Origin of the sequence: Enterobacter sp. I4, assembly GCF_022669095.1 — a bacterium.
GTDB classification, from domain to species: Bacteria; Pseudomonadota; Gammaproteobacteria; order Enterobacterales; family Enterobacteriaceae; genus Enterobacter; species Enterobacter pasteurii.
In genome coordinates, this window is record NZ_JALBUO010000003.1 from 661,841 (window position 1) to 685,410 (window position 23,570).

The window sequence follows — 23,570 nt, forward strand, 5'->3', positions numbered from 1 at the left end:
CCTGTGAATTAATTTTTCAGGAAGCCGCTTGCGGAACGTTCAGCGCCATAATCATTGATGTAGGTCCAGCTGACGTCCCCGCTACTGGAGAGAAGCTGCCCGCTTTTTATGGTGAAGATTTTTTTACCCCAGGCGGGCACTACATCTCCGGTAGCCCTCCACCTGCCGGAGGCCACGCCTGCCAGGGAAACGTTCCATGGGGTGTTATTTTTTGCCTCCAGCTGAGTGGAGGATATTTTTCGCCAGCTAAGCTGCTGAGCTGCGGCCTCGGGTTTTCCGACAAGCCCTTCAGGGCGATAAAACAATTTAATGCGTGTCCGGAATGCCATTTGCAGTTTATTTACTGCCGCTTTATTAACCGCCGGGATTTCCAGAACGTTTATCCAGAAAACCGATTCCCGATCCTGGGGTAGCGTATTCTCCAGAGCAGAGATGCGTAAAGATTGCCCCTGTTGCGAATTAATTCTGGCTATAGGCGGCGTTATAATAAAAGGTATATTGAGTATATCGGGCGATGAATGAATATCGCCGTCATCGATCCAGTTTTGCGTCAGCACCGGCTGCGCACCATGATTTTTAATTTCCAGCGCTATCTCTTTTTTGCCCTGCGGATAGATAACGCGGGTTCCGGAAAGCGAGACCGCTGCCACTGCAATATGGCTAAAAAACCAAAGCAAAATAAACGTACCGAGTAATTTAAATTTCATACCTTTCCATTTTGGTAAAAAACGGCCTGATTCCTCAGGCCGACGACAGACCTCAAGAAGAAACACTCCCTGTTTAATTATTGTTATATCCGTACCTAACAAATAGATCAGAGATAAATAATGCTGTACGTTACTGAGCTGGCTACTGCCCCAGCCGTCGCCGCCCCCGTAGCATAATAGCGGACAGCATAATTCAGCGTGCCGGTACCGGACGACGCATCTATAGTGGTGCCGGACGTGGACTGTGACGCATAGTCGCCCACCTTAATGACGGAACTGTTGTCATCCACATCAAGCAGCTCTAGCTCCACGTTTGTCGCCCCCGCTGTATCCGAGTTGTTTAAGCGGCCGGTGCTGTTAACCTGTCCCCCCGCCTCAAAAAAAGCGCGGGTTTTGGTATTGGCAGGATCGCAGCCGGTTAAATTAATCGTGAATGTGGTTGCCCCCGCGGTCGCCCCCGCCGTTTTTAACGCTGATGCTGGTACGGCGGGCAAGGTTACCGTTGCATCGGCAGTACCGTTATTTACCACAGCCGCGCAGGTTTCACTGTTTACCGAACCGGTAAAGCTGATCGTGCCTGAACTCGCGGCATGGGCGAGCGTGCCAGTAAAAACAAAAGAGCATAACGCCAGAAAGACTTTAACATTTTCAGACATATGTATATCTCATTAAATAAGATTTTAGCTGCTTACACAATTAATATGCATCATCATTAATATCGGCTTGAGTAATAAAGAAAACCCTCACTTTTTCCAGCGAATAGGTCTTGCCTTTATTCGACTGAATAAATTCGTAAGGGATCCCCAGCGTAAACAGGCTCAGTTTAAGCTGTCCTATTGCATGCCACAGCTGTCTGCTGGATGATTTAAGGCCATACTTTTCCCATACCTGATGCAATAATTCATCACGGCTGACCTCTTTTCGAACAGCATGTTCCAGAAGATAAGCAAAAAGATTCATTTTTGTTTTCTGAAACCGCATCCTTCCCTTTTGGGGTACCTGCGGATTATCGAACCATCCAACGAGCAATGTTTCCCGGTTAATCCAGAGTCGGGATCCGTTATTAAATTCCACAATATAACCGCTACACGCGGCCTGAAAGGCGACAAGTTCCTTATTCTTTTCTATACCAACACCTCCCAGAGCTGCCTTTAGGATTAATACCACTCGCAATGTGAGGTTATATTGTGTTTAGTAACGATAAATGTGTCAATCAGTGAAAAAATCAATCTCTTAAACCGCACAACACGCAAAAAAGCAGTGATACATGCTGCTTAAAGCACTCGGCGCATACAAAAAAACCACCCCCACCAGTAATTCCACAGTTTATAAATGATAATGTTGAATTGTAATAAGCGATCAACTTGTGAGTTTTTTTGTCTAAAAAAATATTTTTTTTAGAAGTTTATACCGGAAGCGCAAAAGCGTAACGACATAAAGGATAGTGATTATGTTTTTGTCAGGATGCATTTTTTATATTCGTCACATCTTACACAACGAAAACAGACGGACTTCAGGCAGAAAAGATGCGGAAGAGTTGATAAACGTAGTTACTGATGCAAAGCAAAATGACCGAGCAAACCAGACCTCGTTCCGTCCACCTGACCCACCTGGTGTTTTTTTGACGAACAGTGTTCATATAACCCCCTTGACGACTGCCAGTAGGGCAACGCTATCAACACCAAAGCAGATAATCAACTTTTTGTTGAATTAATGCCGCTGCAGATCTGATTAAGGCACCCGCAACCGGTGCCTCAAATGTCATTCGTCAGGAGTGCTCATCTGCTGACGCAGGGTGCAATTACCCGGCCAAGCTCTTCATTGGTCTGCTTTGACCCCGAGATAAGCGTAATATCCAGAAAGTTGGCCCCTGTGGTATGCGTCATATCAACCTGGGCAATCAGCCGGTTCCCCTCAGAAATATCAAAAAAGTTAGGCGTGTCCCGCTCGGGGAAGATGTACTCCACCTCATAGCCTTCGGCGCCGAGCGCGCTTCGCATACAGTGATATCGTCCGTCCAGACCGGGATGCGATGAAACGGTAAAAGGTTTATAGGTGGTCGCATCGCCAAAAGGACGCACCAGCTGGCATGCCGTGAGGAGCGTTACGGCCACAATCAAAGTTAAAAATTTCATTTTATCCTTTAAGCATTAAGCAGTTATGGTCAATTCAACCGGTTGGTTCGGCATAAAATGTACCCGCACACGCCGCCTTTATCAACTTTTTGTTGATAATTAAACACTATCGATATACTTTAACGCTACCAGGACTCTCGCTTGCGGCATAAAGGCCGGGTAAGGAAAGTAGCGAGGATTTAAACAGGACATCTGACCATGCAGAACATACAGGAACAACGATGAAATCAGATTACGCAAAACAGATTGAACTGATTTCCGGGCCGCTGGAAGCGGCAATGGAAGCTCTTGCAGGTACGCTGTCGGCGAACCAGGAGATAGTCCTGCACAACCTCACCACGCCCGATCGGTCCGTAATAAAGATTGTCAACGGGCACGTCAGCGGCAGAAAAGCGGGTGACAATCTGTTATCCGGTCCTGAAAAAGACAAAGGATTTGCCCTGTTGCTTAAAAAAAGCGAGGACAGCACCCCGGTAACGGTAAAAAATTATAAAACCGTCACGGCGTCCGGACGGACCCTCAACAGCGCCTCGACAATTTACTATAGTGAGGAAGGGGTACCGCTGATGGCCTTTTGCATCAATATCGATACCTCGCCTTACGACCAAATGCGCAAGTGCCTCGACGCGATAACGGGCGGCCCACTTCCCGATTCAGACCCGCAGGATATGAACCTGGGGGGCATCATTGAGCAGTCAATCCAGGAAATCATCGATAAACATTCGGTCCCGGGAAAAAAGGTACAGAAAGCGCAGCGGCTTAAAATAGTCGCTGAAATGCACGCTAAAGGCATTTTCAAAATGCGGGGTGGCGTCCAGCACGCGGCGCAGGCCCTGGGCGTGACCCGCTATACGGTTTATAACGATCTTGAGGTGATGGGTGAAAAATAACAGTCCCCGGCGCATCCCGTTTTACCAGGTAGACGCCTTCTCTGACGGCCCCTTTACGGGGAATCCCGCGGCCGTCTGCCTGCTGGACGCCTGGCCGGAGGAGCTTGTTCTCCAGCGCATCGCTACCGAAAACAACCTTTCCGAGACCGCGTTTGTGGTTCCACAGGATGACGGCTTCGCGCTTCGCTGGTTCACCCCCGCGGTAGAGGTGGATCTCTGCGGCCATGCGACGCTTGCCGCTGCGAGCGTTCTCTTTAGCCGTGACGACGCCTGCAACAGCGTGCGTTTCTTCACCCGCAGCGGCGAGCTGACCGTGACCTCGCACGATGGGCAATACACGCTCGATTTCCCCCAGGCGATCCCGTCCCGGATTGCCGCCCCGGAAGGGTTGTTTAAGGCGCTTGGGCTGGAGGAAAACGCCGGTGAAACCTGGCTGGCGTCCGATCTTATCGTGGTTATAGATGATGAGGACAGGCTGGATGCCCTGAAGCCTGATTTTTCCGCGCTGGAAAAGTTTAACGCGCGCGGTGTGGTGGTCACTGCCGCCTCACGCACCTTCGATTTTCGCTCACGCTGGTTCGGCCCTCAGGTGGGGGTAAATGAAGATCCGGTGACGGGTTCGGCTCACACCTTTCTGGCACCGCTGTGGAGTGAAAAACTCTCGAAGAAGAGGCTACGCGCGCAACAGGGCGGAAGCCGTAAAGGCGAACTGATTTGCCACGTTAAGGATAACGGGCGTATCGAACTCTCGGGCAAAGCGTGCCTGATGATTGAAGGAACCTTTATTCTGTAAGCACACGGATGTGAAGCCTAAACGCGGGTGAAACAGTTCAGTCGAGCGGCTGTTCCGCATTTTTACACCAGTAAACACGCTTATATTTTTATTTAACAGTGTGAGATTTATTTAATGACGTTAACGAAAAGCGCTGCTGCCCTGCTGGCTGCAGTATCCATTGAAGTTATCGCCACAACCTTATTATCGTTATCAAACAGTTTTCAGCGCCCCGTAGTGGGGTTATCTGCGGTAATAAGCTACGGCGTAAGCTATTATTTTTTATCGATTGCATTACGCCGGATTCATATCGGCGTGGCCTATGCCATCTGGTCAGCGGTCGGTTTATTCAGCATTACCGCTATACAATACCGCTGCTTTGACTATGCGGTGTCCCAGAGGGCATGGGTGGGCCTGGGGATGGTCATCGCGGGAACCATTATTCTGAACCTGGCGATCAAACAAAACAAATAACACTGCAATTAAAAATGTATATTATTCTGAACTGCCTTTTCTGGCTGATTATTTCCGTCACGATGGAAGTCACCGGCACGCTATTGCTCCCGGAGACCAGACATTTTAAAAATATTCCATTAACCATTCACTGCATGGCTTGCTACGCTATTTCTTTTTATTCTCTGTCAATGCTTATGGGATATATTTCACCTGTCGTCGCCTATTCCGTCTGGGCGGGGCTGGGGATTGTGGTGATAACCGTGATGAGCGGCATTTTTTATCAATTAAAAAGCAGCATTCTGGAAAAGATCGGGATTGGCTGCATCGTGACCGGGCTGGCGATCGTCGCCTTTTAACAGGAGAAACGGCATGACGACGGAGATGCTTTCACTGCGCGTGGTTCAGCTTCGTGACGCCTACCTTCAGGCAAAACCTTTCGTCTCGGCGCATCGGGCCGTGAGCGTAACTCGGGTCTATAAAGACAATCCGGGAATGAACAACAGCCTGCTCAGGGCGCTGGCCTTTCAGCGTGCCTGTGAGACTGCGCCGCTGCATGTAGCGCAGAATGAGCTCATCGTCAGCCATCCTGCTGGCGGCGCACGCGGGGGAGAAGTTTCGCCAGAAATCAGCTGGCGCTGGCTGGCGGAAGAGCTGGAGACCCTTCCCACGCGGGCGCAGGATCCCTATCAGATTGATGAGGAAACAAAGCGTCTGCTTCGCGAAGAGGTATTCCCCTACTGGCAGGGGCGCTCCCTAGATGAAATGGCGCAAACGCGGCTCAAGACCCACGGGCTGTGGGAGTGGTGTCATGATGACGGCATCTGCGACGTCACGATCAAAACCCAAAACGGCGGCGGCGATTCCTGTCCGGGTTATGACACTATCTTGCTGACCAGAGGGATAAAGGGGATCCGCGAGGAGGCGGCATCGCGGCTTCTCGCGCTCGATCCCGCTACGCCCGAGGGCTGTGATGCCTTCAATTTTTATACCGCCATTCTGCACACCTGCGACGGCGTGGTGACCTATGCCCGGCGTTATGCGCACTTTCTGAATGCGCTTGCGGAAAAGGAAGGCGATCCGCTGCGTCGCGATGAGCTGCTGCATCTGGCCGGGATATGCCGCCGGGTGCCGGAGCAGCCGCCGCAGCATTTCCACGATGCGCTGCAGGCTATCTGGTTCGTACACTCCCTGTTTATGCTGGAAGAGAACCAGACCGGCATATCCCTCGGCCGCGTCGATCAGTACCTCTGGCCGCTGCTGGCGCGCGATCTGAACGACGGCACGCTCAATCTTCAGCAGGCTGAGGAACTCCTCTGCTGCTGGCTGATAAAAATGGCCGAAACCCTGTGGATTTGCAGCGAATCGACGGCAATGTATTTTGCTGGCTATCAGCCGTTTATCAACCTCGTGGTTGGCGGCCAGAAGCGCGAAGGTGGCGATGCGACCAACCCGCTGACGCTGGCGATCATGGATTGTTCAGCGCGTTTAAAAATCTACCAGCCGGGTTTAGCGGTACGTATACATAACCAGTCCCCTCAGCCGTTTTTGCGCAAAGTGGTCGACGTGGTACGCAGCGGCATGGGTTTTCCGGCCTGCCATTTCGACGATGCGCATATCCGGATGATGCTGCACAAAGGGTTTAGCTATGAAGATGCCCGGGACTACTGCCTGATGGGCTGCGTCGAGCCGCAAAAATCAGGAAAAATGTACCAGTGGACGTCGGTAGGCTATACCACCTTTACCGCGGCTATCGAGTTGGCTCTGCATAACGGCCAAAACCAAAACGGGAAGCCGTGCGGCCCCTCCACGGGCGACGTGTCCCGGTTCAGTCGTTATGAGGACGTTGAATCCGCGGTTCGGGCCCAGCTCGCCGCTATCGTCAGAAACGCCGCGCAGGCGACGCTTATCGTCCAGAAGCTGCATGCAGAGCATGCCAGAAAACCGCTGATGTCATGCTTTATTGAAGGGTGTATCGCCACAGCAAAAGACGTCACTCAGGGAGGCGCACGCCTCAACGCAGGGCCAGGCCTCATCTGGACCGGGCTTGCCGACTGCGTAAATTCGCTAATGGCCATCAAAACGCTGGTTTTCGACACCGCCCGCTTCACGCTGCGGCAGCTCGTGGAGGCGCTCGACCACAATTTTGTCGGCTATGACGACATACTGACCGCCTGCCAGCGAGCGCCGAAATATGGCAACGATATTCGTGAGGTGGATGAAATCGCCCGCGAGCTGGTGCGTTTTCTCGAGCAGGAGCACCGCCGCTACCGGATGCTGTATGCGCCGTTTGCGTTTGGCACGCTCTCTATTTCCAACAACACCCCGTTCGGGCTTATCACCGGCGCGCTGCCCTCTGGCCGGCTGGCGGGTAAACCGCTGGCCGATGGCATCAGCCCGGCCCAGCAAACGGATTACCTCGGCCCGACTGCCATCATCAACTCCGTGAGCCGGATCAACGTCGAGGAGATGGATATTGGCATGGTGCATAACATCAAGCTCATGTACGGGATGCTGGAGACGCCTGAAGGCCAGAACAGCCTGATCCACCTGCTGCGCACGGCGAGCATTCTGGGAAATGCCCAGCTCCAGTTCAGCTACGTGGACGACGAGACGTTGAGAAAGGCGCAAAAGCACCCCGCAGACTATCGCAACCTGATGATCCGGGTGGCGGGCTACAGCGCCTTTTTCGTTGAATTAAGTAAAGAGGTCCAGGATGAGATCATCAGCAGAACCACGCAGCGGCACTTCTGAACAGACGTACGGCTGGATCTCAAACATTCAGCGGTTTTCGTTACATGACGGGCCGGGCATCCGCAGCATCATCTTCTTAAAAGGCTGCCGGATGCGCTGTGCCTGGTGCGCTAACCCGGAAGGGCAAAGCACCGGCCGGGATGTTTTCTTCCATGCCGACCGCTGCCTGCATTGTGGCAAATGTGCCGACCTGTGCCCGACGAGGCTGCACGGCATGGACCACAACGTGCATGTTCTTGAACGCGACCGCAGATGCGCGGGCTGTCGGTTATGTGAAGCGCGCTGTCCTGCCGCCGCGCTCAATATTGTCGGCGAGCATGTTAGCGCGGATACCGCCTTTGAAAGGGTCATGGCTGATGAAGTCTGGTTCCGCCAGTCCGGAGGCGGCGTCACGCTCAGCGGCGGCGAGGTGGCGATGCAGCCTGAATTTGCCCGCGTTTTAGTTGAACGGCTCAAAGCGGAGGACATTCATACCGCAATTGAAACCGCGGGCTACGCTTCCTGGCACGCTATTCATCAGGCAACGTCAGGCTGCGATCTGATCCTGTACGATTTAAAAAGCGCGGAGGATGCGCTGCACGTCCGTTATACCGGCGTCAGCAATAAGACAATTGTGCGCAATCTTGCGCGGCTATTACAGGGCGGGCAACAGATTATTATCCGTATTCCCGTGATCCCCTATTTTAACGATGCCCCGGATCGGGCCGATAAATTACTGTCGCTGATCTCCGCGCTAACTAAGGGAAGAGAAAACTTTCAGGGGGTGGAATTACTCCCCTATCACCGTTTCGGTACGGGAAAATATAAATTACTCAACAGGGAGTACGGCTGGAACACAGGTACAGCTAATGTCGATAACTTCTTATCGATTGCACGTCACTATCGCCTGCCGGTAAAGGTGTCGGGTACGCTCGCAGGTTAATGGAGAGAAAATCATGTCTACGAAACCAGATGAAGTCTCTGAAGCGGGCGTTACGCCCCTAGAACGTCGCGTTGTTATCGTGACGCTCCTGTTTATGTTTTTGATATATGCAGCGTTACTGATATCTCCCTGGTTGTGAAGTGAATTTCAGTAACCTTATTCGGCCATTGTGGTCTTTTTAATTACAGGCATTAAGATGAAAAAAGTAGTAGCAGTAATAAGTCTCGCATTTATGACCCTGACGGTTGCAGGGTGCTCCAGCGACTATGTTTTACAAAAGAAAAATGGTGAAATGATTATCACCCACGGAAAACCGGAAGTGGATGAAGACAACGGCTTAATTACTTACGAAGATATCGCGGGCAATGAACATGCCATCAACCGCGATCAAATTAGTCAGATGATCGAGAAATAACGTACAGGGGCAGAGAGGCTACAGTGCCCTCTGCCCTATACCTCTTTCCGCTGGCGAAATGCCTCAATCCGCCGGACCTGCCGCCCTTCCCCGTCGAAATTATCCGCCGCCAGCCAGGCACGCAGTTCCGCATCCCTTTGCGGCCACTCGCCGTCGATAATGGAGAGCATATCGCTGTCGCGATTGCGTCCTTTACGCACCAGCTTCTGGCGCAGGCGCCCTTCCCAGACAAACCCCAGCCGCTCCGCCGCCCTGCGCGAGGCGACGTTCATCGAATCGCACTTCCACTCCAGCCGACGATATTTATGCTCAAAGGCATTTTTCAGCAGCAGCCACACCGCTTCGGTGCCGATGCGGGAGCCTTTCATCCTGCGCGACCAGGTAACGTGGCCGATTTCCACCGAGCCCTGAAAGCGCTCTATCGCCATATAGCAGACCAGCCCTACCGCCTTTTCGGTACGTAAATCCATAACGGCAAAGGGCACCAGATCGTCATCCATCACCTTGCCAAGCACCCAGTGCGCGGTGGCTTCTACGCTTTCAGGCCGAGAGCTGGCAAGCCACGTCCAGTCGCTGTCGTCCCCCAGCGCGTAGGCTTCGTATAAATCAGCTGAATGGCGATCCGCATCCAGCGGCTCCAGACGGCAATACTGACCGGCGAGCGGGGTGCGGGTTAAGGCCCTGGCGCATTTCCAGTCCGGAACGATATCGTTAACGGTTTGACCATGTTGATTGATTTCGGGCACAACGGAGACTCCCTGATCCCTGAAAGGTAAGGAGTGAGTTATAGCAGGTTAAAAAGCGGACGAAAAGGAAGAACGTGCGGGCCGGGTAAGGCGTCGTCGCTACCCGGCACAAGGTTACTTCAGCAGTTTTACCGTAGCGTCGATGTCGATTTCATCTTCGGTAAAGATCATCGTCGTGTTCTGGAAGGTGGTGATTGCCAGCTTCTTCACCGTGCGCATTTCGCCCGGTTTTTTCTCGGTTTTCGGCTTGATGCTGTTCATCAGCAGCCCCACCGACAGCACCGCGTTCTCTTTGTCGATTTTAGCATCCACGGGCTCTTCTTCGCTGAACACCACGAAGGATTTGATCGAGGTGAGCTTCACGCGCTCGCCCGCAATATAGAGGTGCTTGCTTTCCGGGATCACCTTCACCGCATAGGCGGAAAGGCCCTTGCTGTTGGTGGTTGGCTCGAAGGTCACCGCGGCATCTTTCTTAATCAGATCGGGGTTGGCGACCTTAATCACATGAAAATAGCGGTTGTCGCCGTTTTCATCTTTGATAAATCCAAAGCCTTTATCCTTAAACCACGTTGTGATTGTACCGTTCATCGCTGTTACCGCCTGTCAGATCTCAAGACTAAAGTTTTGCAGCGCGCAGTGTAATCCACAATGGCTGACGAGACAAAAAAAAGCCCCTGCACGGGGGCAGGGGAAAGTTCATGTCAGAGCTTATCTTTATTTTTTAGTTAAATACCATCCCGCCGTCAATCAGCAGAGACTGGCCGGTCATGTAGTCAGAGTCTGGCCCGGCGAGGTATGAAACGCAGGCGGCGACATCTTCCGGCTCGGACAGGCGGCCAAGCGTAATGCGTTTGGCAAAGGTTTCGGTCCCGTAGCCGAGCGGTTTACCCGCCGCTTCGGAGACCTGACGGTCGATCTCTGCCCACATCGGCGTTTTGACGATGCCGGGGCAGTAGGCGTTAACGGTGATCCCCTGCGGCGCGAGGTCGCGCGCGGCGGTCTGGGTTAAGCCGCGCACCGCGAACTTGCTGGAGCTGTACACCGCCAGCTCAGGGTTACCGGTGTGGCCCGCCTGGGAGCAGGCGTTGATGATCTTACCGCCGTGCCCCTCTTTGCGGAACGCGTCGATCGCGGCCTGAATGCCCCAGATCACCCCCTTCACGTTAATGTTGTAGACCTTGTCGACAATCTCCGGGGTGATGGATTCGATCGGCGTAGACGGCGCCACCCCGGCGTTATTGACGATAACGTTGAAGCCGCCCAGCGCGGTGCGGGCTTTCTCGACCGCCGCAAACACCTGGTCGCGGTCAGACACGTCCACCTTCACGGCGACGGCCCTGCCGCCGTTGCGGGTGATTTCATCCGCGACCGCTTTCGCCGTCTCTTCGTTATAATCCGCGATGGCGACGGCAAAGCCGTCCTTCACCAGACGAAGCGCGATCGCTTTCCCAATCCCCTGGCCGGAGCCGGTAACGAGAGCCACTTTTTGCATTTCTCTGTCCTTATATTGATTCACAAAATCTGGCTGAGATGGAGCTGGCCCATCAGCAGCGGGTTATCGCTGTAGTCGACGGGAATGGCCACCACGGCCGGGCCATCGACATCCATTGCCGCGCGCAGCGTCGGCTCGAGCGCAGCCGCGCTCTCCACGGCAAAGCCCTTCGCGCCGAACGCGTCGGCATAGGCTTTGAAGTCAACCGGGCCAAACTCCACGCCGGAAAGACGCTGGTATTTTTTCTCTTCCTGGATTGCCACCATGTTGTAGGCGTTATCCACCCAGATGATGTGCAGGATATTGGCGTTGAGGCGCACGGCGGTTTCCAGCTCCATGCTCGACTGTAAAAAGCCGCCGTCCCCGGACACCGAGACCACCTTGCGCCCGGGATTTACCAGCCACGCGCCAATGGCCCACGGCAGCGCCACGCCCATGGTCTGCTGGCCGTTGGAGATCATCACCTGACGCGCGCGGAAGCTGTAGAGGTAGCGGGCGATCCAGATGTGGAAGCTGCCCATATCGACGGTGAGCGTTACGTCGTTATTCACGATGTCCTGCATGGCGCGCACGATGCGCAGCGGATGCAGGGCAAACTGGTTGAGCGACGCGCCGCGGCGGTCGAGCAGATCCCGCTGATGCTGGCGATCGACCAGAATTTCCGAGGCGCGCTGGCTCAGCTCAAGCTTGCGATCGATGCGGCTGGCGAGCAGGTTCAGCGTGGCGGCAATATCCCCTACCAGCTCCAGGCCAGGAACATATTTGCGCTCCTCATAGGCGGGCAGCACGTCAATATGCACCAGGGTGGCATCGCCGCTGTTCCACATGGACGGCTCGTACTCCACCGGGCTGTAGCCGATGCAGATAATCAGATCCGCCAGATGCAGCAGCCGGTCGCCCGCCTGGTTGTTAAAGAGACCGACGCGCCCGGCGAAGCGGGTGAAGTGCTCCTGATTCACCGCCCCGGCAGCCTGATAGGTGCTGGTGACGGGAATACGGCTTTTCTCCAGCAGCTTGTGCAGCGCGGCGCTGTTGGCGGGCTGGCTGGCCATCAGGCCAAGCAAAATGACCGGATTTTTGGCCTTTTCGATAAGCTTCGCCACGTCGTTAATGGCCGACTCCGGCGCCGGGCCCATCAGCGCCGCGGTGCTGGCGGGCAAAATCGCCCCCGTGGTGGGCTGGTCGACAATGTCCTGCGGCAGGCTGACGAAGGCTCCGCCCGGCCTGCCCTGCTCAGCGGCGCGAAACGCGTTGGACACCACCTCGGCAATGGCGTCCGGAGAGTTAACCTCCACGGCATACTTCGTCACCGGGCTGAACATGGCGACGGTGTCCATGCTCTGGTGCACCAGCTTCGCCTTATCCGCCCGCTTCACCGCCCCGCCCAGCGCCACCACCGGGTCGCCTTCGCTGTTGGCGGTGGCGATGCCGGTGATCAGGTTTGAACAGCCCGGCCCGGAGGTGACCAGCGCGACCCCGGCCTTTCCGGTTAGCCGCCCTACCGCTGCCGCCATAAACGCCGCGTTCGCCTCGTGGCGCACCGGGATGATTTCAATGGACGAGTCCAGCAGGGAGTCGAAGACCTTGTCGATTTTCGCACCCGGGATCCCGAACACCTGCTTCACGCCCTGCGCTTCCAGCTGGCCGACAACCATATCGGCGCCGTGCGCCCACTGACGTGACTGTTTATCACTGTTCACGGTAGTTCTCCTGTTAGTTTTCGACGGAACGGATCGCTGCATCAAGATTGCTGGGGTGAAGGTTGGCCTGTAAAAACGCGCTGTCGGCGGGCAGGTCAATCATCAGCTTGTGAATTTCACCGAAGGTGAGCACCCCGCTTTCCAGCTGGTAGTCGAGCAGATGTCCCCCGCCCTGACGGTCGTCGGTAATGAAGTGTTCGTGGTAGCCCGCCACGTTAATGCCCTGCATATGCTGCGGGGTGCGGAACCCGACCAGCACCCCTTCGCGCTGGTTAAAGCGGAACACCGGCTGGTCGTCCAGCACGTCGGTCATCGCGCGGTACGGCGGCGTCTGGCGCGGTACGGTGCGGGTATGGGCGTGGCGGAAGTTGCCGTCGATGCGCAGCGCGCAGAACAGGTTATCGGAGGGGATCTGCTTGTCGATCGCGTCGTGGATCTGCTGGCGGCTGACCGGCGCACTGAAGGTGATACGATACTGCGGCTGGAACCAGGTCATCACCGCGAACGGCGTTTTCTGCTCCGGCTTCGCGGCCCGGGCGCTGCCGTCGGCGCGCAGCTGGTACACCTGGCTGCTGAAGGCAATCATTTCACCGTCCAGCTCGTTAAACGTGCCGAGCCCAAAATCACCGTGTGCCAGCAGATCGGCGATGGTGGTCTCCCCTTCGTACACGCCGCTTAGCAGGGCGCTCATTAGCGATGTCTGATAGATCACGCTGTCAGGATGCCGGGCAGAGAACCCACGCAGGGTCTCACATAAGCTCGCCTCACAGTCGCATGCGGATGAATGCATCATCATGCTCGTCCTCTTCAACTTTATTTATAAAGGTTAAATAAATGTTGACCCGATTCAGCATAGAGTTCCAATATAGAATCCATGCTGGTTTGAGACGTTTTAGATATGGAACTTCGTTATCTGCGCTATTTTGTCGCGGTTGCACGCGAGCGACACTTCACCAGGGCGGCCAAAGCGCTGGGTATTTCACAGCCTCCACTGAGCCAGCAGATCAAACGGCTTGAGGAGGAAGTGGGCACGCCGCTGTTCAGACGCCTGACGCGGGGCGTGGAGCTGACCGAGGCGGGAGAAGCCTTCTACGAGGACGCCTGCAAGATCCTGGCGCTGAGCGATGCCGCGCTGGAGAAAGCCCGCGGCATCGCGCGCGGGCTGAACGGCAGCCTGTCGATTGGGATCACCAGCTCCGACGCTTTTCATCCCAAAATTTTCGCGCTGATCCGCCAGTATCAGGTGCAGAACATGGCGGTGCAGGTTCACCAGGTGGAAGCCAATATGTCCTCGCTGACGACGATGCTGGCGGAGGGTGAGCTGGATATCGCCTTCGTGCGCCTGCCGTGCGAGAGCAGCAAGGTGTTCGAGCTAAAAATCCTTGACCGGGAGCCGATGGTGGTGGCGCTGCATCGCGACCATCCGCTGGCGGCGCGCGGCGATCTGGCGCTGGACGAGCTTAAGGATACGCCGGTAGTGCTGTTCCCGCAGGAGGTCGCGCCGGGGCTGTACGACCGCGTTTACGGCAGCTGCGAGCGGGCCGGAATCAATATGCAACATACGCTGCAATCCTCACAGCTCTCCTCTTCACTGAGCATGGTTTCCGCCGGCGGTGGCTTCGCGCTGGTGCCACAGTCGATGGCGGCCATTTCTCCGCCGAATATCACCTACCACGCGCTGAGCTCACCGGAGCTTTATACCGATATCGCGCTCTGCTGGCGGCGCTTTGAACGCTCGCGGACGGTGAAGCGATTTCTGGCGATGATGAGCGAGGGGTAGCAGTCGTGGCCGGTGGGTTTGGTTGGTGGTTGTTGTAGGCCGGGTAAGGCGTAGCCGCCACCCGGCAATGCCCTTCTGGAAGCCGCCTCGCAAACCTGCAAGCAACCTTATGTAATTCAGGGGCATCTCTTTTCATCCCTTCTTCACGGTCGTAAAGTGCCCACGTTGCGGCACATCCGTAACCGGGCGTAGGAACCCGTTAGCATAAAGCGATATTTTTTGTCGCGACAGCGCATATCCCGTTAGAATCACGGTGGCGCTGACGGAGCAGTCGAAAGGCTGGCCGTTTTTCTTTATGCACGGTATTCCTACCTCCGTCAGCGCTACCCCCTCTGAGCGTAGGAACTCATCGGGCGGTTAACATTTTTTGCATAAAGAGGATGCCTTATGGCTACTATCCCTGGATTTTCTTACGCGCTTACTGAAGAAAGCGCTGTTTATCATCTTCTCCACGTACAACTTCCCGATTCTGCGGATCTCTTTGAACTGGCTGACGCCTGCACTGCGTATGTGAGCGTATTGGTGGAAACTGACGACGCGGTGACGTTTGCCACGCTCTGCGAGCGATTGCTGGCTGTGCTGAAGCGGCTGCGGGAATGCTGCGATGCCGAACTGCCTTCGTATCTGGTTGAACAATTGATCGCAGGGGAAAAGATTACCTCCTGCGTGCCGGACTGCTGGCAGGAGACGACGTTGCAGGTGGATTATGCCGTAGCGTTAACGCTGGCGGTAATGGGCGGGACGTTGCCTGCGAGCGTGGCGAAAGAACTCGTCGGGCTACTGCATGATATGGTTTGGCTGCTGGCTGAGTTTGTGAAGGAGCCGTATATTTCGGCGCATTGAGTTAGGTGGTAGGAAGCCGGGATTTAGCTATGTATTAGGTACAGTCCCGGCCTAGAACAAATTCTTTATATCAACAATTGAATGCGATAGAGTATCCAAGCAAAAAATATAATTCTTTGAATTTTTTTAACAAGTATTTTGGGATTAATTCATGGTCAGTTTTACGGTTCATCATTGTGCCCTGTATCATTTCCCTCAGATTTTTAATAATAGACACTGTAAGGATAGGAATCTTTCTAATGCCAAAATTCTCTACAAGTGCTTCAGCTTGCTTATTATTATGAAGACTGTAAGGCTCTAGTAAAAGCGTAGACCATTCTAATGGTCGTCACCTATGTAGCCGTTCGCAAATCCAACAGAACATAGAAATTAGATAAAAAAATGTCAACTGTAATTAAAAACTTATCGCGGTAATGAGGAAGTCCAACCCCTTATCCACTTGTTCTGGTCCGCAAAAATGCTAAGGGACTGACGATGCCCTCACCTATACTTCGGAGCTACAACTGTTGTATCCTGTCCTGAAATGATCATTACAGGAAAAATCTGAATCCAGAAATGTCAATCTGGAGGAATCATAAACTTCTTGAGCGGTGTTTAGCATGAAGAAACACCTTCGAAAATATATATTATCAATTGAACATCATGGCTAATAATTTTCAAAAAGATATCATGCAAGTTTTATAATCACAATATTTTATAAGTTCCATCATTAACCATCTTAAAAATTTGAAGATTCTTGTATTGATAAATTTAACTAAGCAACTTAGATAAGTTGCTTAAAACAATCAATTTCCAATTCCAATTAAAAATCTGGACTTATCAATTAAATTATATTACAATGAAGGAATTTAATTATACTATCTAAAGTATGCGAATTTTAATTATTAATTTAACATATATTATATTGGAATCGATTCAATGGCCAATTCCCTTAAAAAACCTATAGCCTTAGATCTTTTTTGCGGTTCAGGTGCAGTTACTTTGGGATTACGTCAAGCTGGTTTTGATGTCATAGGTGCTGTTGATTGTGATCCAGGGGCATGCCGTACTTATAGAGAAAACCATCCCAAAGTCCGTCTCATTGAAGATGATATCAGGAACGTGGATCCATCTATTTTTAAAGATCTAATTAATGATAAATTAGATCTTTTGGTCGTATGTGCTCCATGCCAACCTTTTAGTAGTCAGAACAAACATAAAAGTGAATTTGATAAGCGAAGAAATTTAGTGCAAGAATCGCAGAAATTCATTGAGAATTTAAATCCGTCATTAGTTTTTTTAGAGAATGTTCCAGGTTTAGTCTCCTCCGAAATATTTGACAATTATAAAAAATGGCTTGAAAAAAAAGGATATACAGTTTTAAAACCGATGCGCGTAGATGCCGCAGAGTTAGGGGTACCTCAAAGACGCGTACGTGCTATATTAATAGCATCAAGAGATAATAAAATCGTTCATTCAATTAAAATTAAAACTCAGAAGAGATTGAGTGTAGGTGATGCCATTAGAAATTTGCCTGTTCCGCCGATAGGTTCTGAAAATACTCTTAAAGATGCGTTACACTTCGCTAGAAAACACTCTGCTTTAAATATTGAACGGTTAAAATACATCCCAAAGGATGGAGGTGGAAGAGAATCATTACCTGATGAACTCCAATTATCGTGCCATAAAAAAACAAAAAAAAGTTCTTTTTCAGATACTTATGGAAGGATGCGTTGGAATGATGTTGCACCAACATTGACTACTGGCTGCACTGATATAACCAAAGGGCGCTATGCCCATCCAGATCAAAATCGTGCGATCACATTACGAGAGGCAGCAAGATTGCAATCTTTCCCTGACGATTATCGTTTTCATGGTAATGCCAGCCAGATCGCAATGCAAATAGGAAATGCTGTACCTCCTGCAATGATGAAAACGTTAGCAACAGAATTGAAAAAAGCACTAAATAATTACTAACTTCAAAAATTTGAAAAATATTACATTCCAGAGGACTTTATGACACAACTTAGAGTCAGAGCAAGGGCTGTAGATATGTTAGGTCGGCAACAAATAGCTGGCATTCCTACAGCAATACATGAATTATTTAAAAATGCTCATGATGCATATGCAGAAAGAGTTGAGGTTGATTATTTTCGACGGAACCAAGTTTTAATACTTAGAGACGATGGTTACGGAATGACTCGTGACGATGTTGAGTCGCGATGGCTGACCTTGGGCACTGAATCGAGAGTTGATGCTAATGAGGAGTTGACAGATAAAGAATGGCGAGGCCCGAAAACATTAGCTCGGCGTTCTATTATGGGAGAAAAAGGAATAGGCCGCTTAGCAATTGCTGTCATAGCCCCTATAACACTTTTAATGACGCGTGCTACTCGTCCTGAAGGTTTACATAATTTAGTTGTTACTCTAATCCATTGGGGGTTATTCGAGCAGCCCGGGATAGATGTAAGTCAAATAAACATACCTATCGCTGAATTTTCAGTGGGAAATCTCCCTACACGTGAAGATATTCGTAAGCTTGCAGAAGAGATTGAAAAAAACATTGAAATTCTTAAAAAAGACATTTCACGTGATTCATATTTTAAGCTGTTGGATGATTTACAAAAAGTAAAAATTTTATCTCCTGATATAATTGATAGTAATCTCAATCAGGATAAAGATAATCCACTAACTCTATCAGGAGATGGTTACGGTACTCACTTTATAGTTTTGCCGGTGGCCCCTGAATTAGAAGACGATATAGATGGCGGAACAGATAAAGAATCATCTAAATTAGAAAGAAATCTACTTGGATTTTCAAATCTAATGGCAATGGATAACCCTGTTATTAAAACTGAATTTAGGGACCATGGAAAAGACGGTATTTTAGAAAGAATTGGTTCTAGTAGTTTTTTTAGTAATGAAGATTTTAACAAAACTGACCAGTATTTCGAGGGTGATTTTGATGAATATGGCCAGTTTGTAGGTATAGTTTCTATTTATGGTAAACCGAGAGAATTCGTTTGTAACTGGCCTGAAGGTAAAGGACGCAGAACTAGGTGTGGAGCATTTTCTCTTAGATATGGATATGTTCAAGGGCGGTCGAACGAATCTCGCCTCGCTCCTGAGGATTGGTCTGAAATAACAAGCAAAACAGAAAGAGTGGGTGGACTATATATATATCGTGATGGAATACGCATACTCCCTTATGGAAACTCAGACGTTGACTGGTTGGATATAGAAAAAAGAAGAACACTTGCAGCGAAAGACTGGTATTTTTCTTATCGACGCGGCTTTGGCTATGTTGCAATAAAACACAATGAAAACAAAAGCTTAACTGAAAAAGCAGGGAGAGAAGGTTTCAGGGAAAATCAGGCATATAGAGATTTTCGTGGTATATTAGTTAATTTCTTTAGACAACTTGCATATGAGTTTTTCAGAGTGTCTTCTCCTCAAGGTGAAGATTTTAACGAGAGTAAATCATTATTTATTGCTCAGGCAGAGCTTTTAAAAAAGCAACAAGAAAGAGCAAACCATAGACGGCGAAAATTTCAAGAAGAAATAGATGGCTTTTTTGCTGATTACAATAAAAGTTTCTTTGATGAAGAAATAACCAGAATCAAAGAATACTTACAAATCAGACTACACAATATATCTTCCATCGATAATTTAGGCGAACTCTCTTCTGAAATTAAAAATCTTGAATCAGAAATAAAACAGCAATTAAATAATCTGGAAAATAAAGCAGAATTGTCTATTCCTCGCGGTTTATCATTAAACAGTCGAATAAAAAAAGATTTAGCTGTTTATGAACAAATAAAAAAACAATTAAAAGAAAATCTATTTACCCCTCTGCGTGCAGATTTCGAAAATCAAATACAAAGAATAACAAGAGGAAAAATTGAAGATTCAGAGTTGAGAGATATTGCTTTAAAAGAAATTGAAAAAGAAAAAGAGGCTGCTTTCAAAGAAATATCCATACTGAAAAAAGATACTACCGCGGCTTTAGAAAATATGCAAGCATCTGTAAAGTCTATGCTTAAAGATGAGTTTTCAAAAATTCGATATGATATTGAATTTCTTATCAATGATTTCAGCAAAAAAACAGCCAATGATCCAAGACTTCTTGATGTATCTCGTTATGATGTTGAAAGAAAAATCAATGAATTAAGAATGCGTGAAGCAAGCCTTCTCGATTCATTTAAAAGACAGTTAATTGAGTTAGCTGAAGACGTAAAAGAGAGGGAGACTTTAGATGATAGATTCGCTGCACTCGAATCCGAAAATGAAGTCCTTAAAGAACAAATAGAATTTTATTCTGAATTTGCCCAAATGGGTATGTCAGTAGGCATATTACAGCATGAGTTTGAATCTGCGGCACGTGGCATAAAGTCAGCCATGCTGGATTTAAAACCGTGGTCAGATAAAAACCCACAACTATCTGGTATCTATAAACAATTACGGAATCACATTGATCATTTAGATGGATATCTCAAAGTACTTGATCCATTAGGACGTAGAATGAATCGGATTACTATTGATATATCGGGCGATGAAATACTTAATGTTATCCGTCATGTTTTTAATGAAATTTTAGAAACATCAGCGATAACTCTAATTATAAGCCTTGAATTTCGCAGATTTAAATTAAGTTGTAAATCATCCGCCTTGATTGGAGCCTTTATTAATGTTATTGACAATGCAATCTACTGGCTTAACAGTAGAGCTCAAGGTAAAAAAGAAATTTATCTTGGTGCCGATGAAAATGGTTTCTTGATTAGCAATAATGGCCCTGGCATTGAGTTTAGGAATTCAATCCGTATTTTTGATTTTGGGGAGACTACAAAACCAGGGGGCAGAGGTATGGGGCTGGCAATAACAAAACAAGTTCTTAATCGCGAAGGTCTTGAAATTAAGCTTATCAATTTCGGATTAAATGAATCTCCTATTTTTAAAATTTCGCCTAAGGAAAACAACGATGAATAATAACCAAAACATGCAGTCACCTGAATTTCATAAAATAAAATGGGGTGAACATATTCAGGGCGCAGTCAAAAAATTTTTAAAAACCGCGGTTATAATCGATAATCAACCATGGATTAGAATGGATGCTGAGAAAATAAAAACAAATGAAAATGATTTAAGAAATACCGGAATGGATGGAGATATGCCTCAACTTACGGCACCAGAAATTGTAACGAGTAGTGGTGCGCATGATCTAGATTTACGGGCCATTTCAGATGTTTTCTCTGAGAAAGGGATTGCCTGTGCTTTTGTTCTTCCTGACGACGCAAATAAGGATAAGCAACAGAAATTAAACCGAGCTATTAATGCCGCTAAAGTTTCGGATATAGTTGTTATAGACTGGTACCTGGAATCTAAAAGTGCAGCACTTACCTTGGAAGTCCTTGAGGAAATTGCCAAATCTGATTCAGCCGAGAACGGACGCTTAAGATTAATATGTATTTATACAGGTGAGCCTCTAACTGATAATATATTTAATGATGTTATAGCTAGTTTAAAAAAGGGTGGAATTGATGTTGACCGTATCTCGGGCGAGAACTTCTGCGCCCATAGTAAATCAACAATCATCACCTTAAAAAATAAAAATCAACTACCTGCATCATCATTACCTGAAGCTTTAATCCAAATATTTTCTCGCTTCGCTAATGGTTTAATTCCATCTTTTGCATTAGCAGCTATTGGAGCAATACGGAATAATACGCATCATATGCTAACCCGATTCAGTGCCAATATAGATGCTGCGTATGTTTCTAATAGATTAATTACAAACCCTCCTGGTGATGTTGCAGAATTAATGCGAGAACTTATGGTTTCTGAATGTGATAATGCACTTGGACTTGAACGTATTGCCGATGATTATCTCGAAAGTAAAACGATCACCAAATGGTTGAATTACAACCAAGAAAAAATTAAACCTCTTAAATATCAAGATAAGGATAAGGAAATTCATATTAACCTTGATTTTATTAGTTCGCTTTTGAAAAATGGTATAAATGATAATGATTTTATGCACGATGATGGCTCGAGAATTGCCTTCCCAGAAAAAAAACGGGATTTATTATCTGTGAGCCTTACTGGAAGCGAACTAGTTTCAAAAAAATGTCAGAACGAATTTTCGAAACTCGTTGCTTTCCGAAGAGAGTCCACCGGTTCAACAACTCGTTTAATGAATCCTGAATGGCTACCTTCACTTACCACGGGAACAATCCTGTCATATATTAACAACGAAAAACAAAAAAAATACTTGATGTGTTTTACACCGGCTTGTGACACATTACGTATGTCATCCTCAAGACCATTTGTATTTATTGAAGGTTCAGCAGCTACGAGTAAAAAATACAACCTTGTGATTAGCTCTGAAAATGGAGAAGATATAGGTGTTTTCTTTGACAAGAGAAACCCTATAGTAAGGACATACAGTTTTTCACCTGATAAGGAAACACAACGGGTAAGAGCCTGTAAGAAAGAAAAAAAATACATTTTTTCTGATAATAATATAGATTTTGAGTGGATTGGTGAAATTAGATACAGTAGAGCTACAAGTGAGATGGCCAGCATTGCTAATAACTGGATGAGGATAGGAATTATTGATTCTGAATATTTGCGTTTGGCTTCCAAAGGACATTTCAAATTTTAATATATGATATAAGAAGCCATTATCATGGCTTCTTATCCCTCCCTTTTGGGGTTTTAATATTTTTTTCAATCCATGCGTATGTTTCATCCGTTTTTGCTACCACACCATACTATAAAATAAACACGCTCATACTATAACTTATAATACAGCGTAGCATCTATGAACATAAAAAAATATTTCGATGTTTTTTTAACTTTACAAGCACTGAATATAAGAATAAACATTTCGCTTTACGAAAAATCATCATTTTAACCGATAATCAATTATGTTAACGCATTCATTTTTACCATATGTTCTACAATCCATTAACTAAAATTATAGTTCAACGATAAAAATAACATCCAATATTTTACTTTATAAACCTCTGATTAAGCTGAATGGTGCACCAAGGGCTTAAAAGTAACTAATATCAAATTAGTAGGATACTTGTAGAAGCACTATCTTAAACAATTAAAAAAATAAACCGGGATTCTTAATAAGAATCCCGGCCTTTACATCAAAGATCAATGAAATTATCGTTCTCGAGATAAAAATTCAAACCTGCGATGAAATCTTCTTTAGATGGATTTTCTCTCTGGACAGTGATATTACGTAATACATCTAAAAATTGTTCGCCATAGAAAAATAATTCCAGTGAATTATCGACTACAAACTCAGGATATACTTCCTCATCGTCATCACTAATGACAGGATAGCTATCTAAATAACAGATAAGATCTGCTCTAGCAGATGATTCATATTCTTTTGTATACACACAAAAATTATCCAATGTATACCCACCCATAAGCTTAGATATTAAATCATCCAAACTATAAGCTTTTCTGTATTCTAACTGACTCATACACATTTCCCCCCTTTAGGTTTACCTGTTACTCCATCCAGTTTACCTCTACGACCAGGTTCTCCTCCCCCCCACATCTCACGACCACCTTTTCCTGTTGGGTGATATAGACCATGATTGTCGGCATGATCTATACGATCAACTAAAACAAGTCGATTAACGTCTTCATGATGGTGCCAGGTTAAGCCAGGAGGACTTGATGCTTTGTTAGGGTTGTTCAACCACTCTCCTAGTGCAGGATGACGCCCTAACATATCTCTTCTAAATGAGAGATCGCTGTTCATTTTATTAATAAAGTCCGTGTTTGCTCTGTTAAATTGAACACCATCACTTGAATACCTATATTTAGGATCAAGAGAATAGTCATGGAAAATATTATAGTTACCATTATTAGGTCTAGTTGATAATCCAAGCGGATCAATCCACCCCAACGGATTCGGCGCATACTGATAAAGGTTCCACCCACCATTCAACCCAATA

Annotated in this window: 23 protein-coding genes; 12 read left to right on the top strand and 11 right to left on the bottom strand. The window is 48.3% G+C overall.

Annotated features, from left to right (window positions below; all coding sequences use genetic code 11):
• Positions 1 to 8 precede the first annotated feature (8 nt).
• The 4 genes from MOQ06_RS22395 to MOQ06_RS22410 form a co-directional block, all read right to left on the bottom strand.
• On the bottom strand, positions 9 to 707 hold the full coding sequence (locus MOQ06_RS22395; RefSeq protein WP_242174856.1) for a fimbria/pilus periplasmic chaperone: 699 nt from the start codon (positions 705 to 707) through the stop codon (positions 9 to 11).
• 107 nt (positions 708 to 814) lie between these two features.
• Complete coding sequence (locus tag MOQ06_RS22400; protein WP_242174858.1) at positions 815 to 1,363, bottom strand: fimbrial protein; 549 nt, start codon at positions 1,361 to 1,363, stop codon at positions 815 to 817.
• Positions 1,364 to 1,403: 40 nt separating this feature from the next.
• Complete coding sequence (locus tag MOQ06_RS22405) at positions 1,404 to 1,667, bottom strand: hypothetical protein (RefSeq protein ID WP_242174859.1); 264 nt, start codon at positions 1,665 to 1,667, stop codon at positions 1,404 to 1,406.
• A gap of 818 nt (positions 1,668 to 2,485) precedes the next feature.
• Positions 2,486 to 2,842 (bottom strand): hypothetical protein, encoded by a 357-nt coding sequence (locus tag MOQ06_RS22410; protein WP_242174860.1) that lies wholly within the window; start codon positions 2,840 to 2,842, stop codon positions 2,486 to 2,488.
• A gap of 221 nt (positions 2,843 to 3,063) precedes the next feature.
• Between MOQ06_RS22410 and MOQ06_RS22415 the strand changes: the two genes are divergently transcribed.
• The 7 genes from MOQ06_RS22415 to MOQ06_RS22445 all read left to right on the top strand — a co-directional run bounded on the left by MOQ06_RS22415 (position 3,064) and on the right by MOQ06_RS22445 (position 9,048).
• The gene (locus MOQ06_RS22415; protein ID WP_148419337.1) at positions 3,064 to 3,732 is read left to right on the top strand and encodes a helix-turn-helix transcriptional regulator; all 669 of its coding nucleotides are present in this window, start codon (positions 3,064 to 3,066) and stop codon (positions 3,730 to 3,732) included.
• Complete coding sequence (locus MOQ06_RS22420; protein WP_148419339.1) at positions 3,722 to 4,525, top strand: PhzF family phenazine biosynthesis protein; 804 nt, start codon at positions 3,722 to 3,724, stop codon at positions 4,523 to 4,525. The genes MOQ06_RS22415 and MOQ06_RS22420 overlap by 11 nt, the downstream gene beginning before the upstream one ends.
• A gap of 114 nt (positions 4,526 to 4,639) precedes the next feature.
• On the top strand, positions 4,640 to 4,978 hold the full coding sequence (locus tag MOQ06_RS22425) for an SMR family transporter (RefSeq protein WP_148419340.1): 339 nt from the start codon (positions 4,640 to 4,642) through the stop codon (positions 4,976 to 4,978).
• A 14-nt stretch (positions 4,979 to 4,992) separates the two neighbouring features.
• Positions 4,993 to 5,316 (top strand): SMR family transporter, encoded by a 324-nt coding sequence (locus tag MOQ06_RS22430; protein WP_242174861.1) that lies wholly within the window; start codon positions 4,993 to 4,995, stop codon positions 5,314 to 5,316.
• A 13-nt stretch (positions 5,317 to 5,329) separates the two neighbouring features.
• Positions 5,330 to 7,711, top strand: coding sequence for a choline trimethylamine-lyase (cutC, locus tag MOQ06_RS22435; RefSeq protein WP_242174862.1), 2,382 nt, complete (start codon positions 5,330 to 5,332; stop codon positions 7,709 to 7,711).
• The gene (locus MOQ06_RS22440) at positions 7,674 to 8,633 is read left to right on the top strand and encodes a glycyl-radical enzyme activating protein (protein WP_242174863.1); all 960 of its coding nucleotides are present in this window, start codon (positions 7,674 to 7,676) and stop codon (positions 8,631 to 8,633) included. The genes cutC and MOQ06_RS22440 overlap by 38 nt, the downstream gene beginning before the upstream one ends.
• A 196-nt stretch (positions 8,634 to 8,829) precedes the next feature.
• Complete coding sequence (locus tag MOQ06_RS22445; protein WP_148419344.1) at positions 8,830 to 9,048, top strand: YgdI/YgdR family lipoprotein; 219 nt, start codon at positions 8,830 to 8,832, stop codon at positions 9,046 to 9,048.
• A gap of 35 nt (positions 9,049 to 9,083) precedes the next feature.
• On the opposite strand, the gene MOQ06_RS22450 is transcribed toward MOQ06_RS22445, so the two are convergent.
• From MOQ06_RS22450 to budA, 5 genes are all read right to left on the bottom strand, one after another.
• Positions 9,084 to 9,794 carry a GNAT family protein gene (locus tag MOQ06_RS22450; protein WP_148419345.1) on the bottom strand — a complete coding sequence of 237 codons (711 nt, stop codon included), beginning with the start codon at positions 9,792 to 9,794 and terminating at the stop codon, positions 9,084 to 9,086.
• 114 nt (positions 9,795 to 9,908) lie between these two features.
• Entirely contained in the window at positions 9,909 to 10,382 is a 474-nt protein-coding gene (locus MOQ06_RS22455) for a cold shock domain-containing protein (protein ID WP_176610963.1), read from the bottom strand.
• 133 nt (positions 10,383 to 10,515) lie between these two features.
• Positions 10,516 to 11,286 carry a (S)-acetoin forming diacetyl reductase gene (locus MOQ06_RS22460; RefSeq protein ID WP_242174864.1) on the bottom strand — a complete coding sequence of 257 codons (771 nt, stop codon included), beginning with the start codon at positions 11,284 to 11,286 and terminating at the stop codon, positions 10,516 to 10,518.
• A gap of 20 nt (positions 11,287 to 11,306) precedes the next feature.
• Entirely contained in the window at positions 11,307 to 12,986 is a 1,680-nt protein-coding gene (gene alsS / locus MOQ06_RS22465; protein ID WP_347272552.1) for an acetolactate synthase AlsS, read from the bottom strand.
• Between the two features lie 13 nt (positions 12,987 to 12,999).
• The gene (budA, locus tag MOQ06_RS22470; RefSeq protein ID WP_193356035.1) at positions 13,000 to 13,779 is read right to left on the bottom strand and encodes an acetolactate decarboxylase; all 780 of its coding nucleotides are present in this window, start codon (positions 13,777 to 13,779) and stop codon (positions 13,000 to 13,002) included.
• 105 nt (positions 13,780 to 13,884) lie between these two features.
• On the opposite strand from budA, the gene MOQ06_RS22475 reads away from it, so the two are divergent.
• The 5 genes from MOQ06_RS22475 (at position 13,885) to MOQ06_RS22495 (ending at position 22,249) form a co-directional block, all read left to right on the top strand.
• Positions 13,885 to 14,766 (top strand): LysR family transcriptional regulator, encoded by an 882-nt coding sequence (locus MOQ06_RS22475; protein WP_242174865.1) that lies wholly within the window; start codon positions 13,885 to 13,887, stop codon positions 14,764 to 14,766.
• Positions 14,767 to 15,153: 387 nt separating this feature from the next.
• Complete coding sequence (locus MOQ06_RS22480) at positions 15,154 to 15,609, top strand: hypothetical protein (RefSeq protein ID WP_242174866.1); 456 nt, start codon at positions 15,154 to 15,156, stop codon at positions 15,607 to 15,609.
• Between the two features lie 918 nt (positions 15,610 to 16,527).
• Positions 16,528 to 17,565: a DNA cytosine methyltransferase gene (locus MOQ06_RS22485; RefSeq protein WP_242174867.1), complete on the top strand. Its 1,038-nt coding sequence runs from the start codon at positions 16,528 to 16,530 to the stop codon at positions 17,563 to 17,565.
• A gap of 39 nt (positions 17,566 to 17,604) precedes the next feature.
• Positions 17,605 to 20,574, top strand: coding sequence for an ATP-binding protein (locus tag MOQ06_RS22490; RefSeq protein WP_242174869.1), 2,970 nt, complete (start codon positions 17,605 to 17,607; stop codon positions 20,572 to 20,574).
• Positions 20,567 to 22,249 carry a response regulator receiver domain gene (locus MOQ06_RS22495; RefSeq protein WP_242174871.1) on the top strand — a complete coding sequence of 561 codons (1,683 nt, stop codon included), beginning with the start codon at positions 20,567 to 20,569 and terminating at the stop codon, positions 22,247 to 22,249. The genes MOQ06_RS22490 and MOQ06_RS22495 overlap by 8 nt, the downstream gene beginning before the upstream one ends.
• Before the next feature lie 496 nt (positions 22,250 to 22,745).
• Here MOQ06_RS22495 and MOQ06_RS22500 read toward each other — a convergent pair whose 3' ends face one another.
• Both MOQ06_RS22500 and MOQ06_RS22505 read right to left on the bottom strand, forming a co-directional pair.
• The gene (locus MOQ06_RS22500) at positions 22,746 to 23,090 is read right to left on the bottom strand and encodes a hypothetical protein (RefSeq protein WP_242174872.1); all 345 of its coding nucleotides are present in this window, start codon (positions 23,088 to 23,090) and stop codon (positions 22,746 to 22,748) included.
• Positions 23,087 to 23,570: HNH endonuclease (locus tag MOQ06_RS22505; RefSeq protein WP_242174874.1), on the bottom strand; the 484-nt coding region annotated here is incomplete at its 5' end. The genes MOQ06_RS22505 and MOQ06_RS22500, both read right to left, overlap by 4 nt.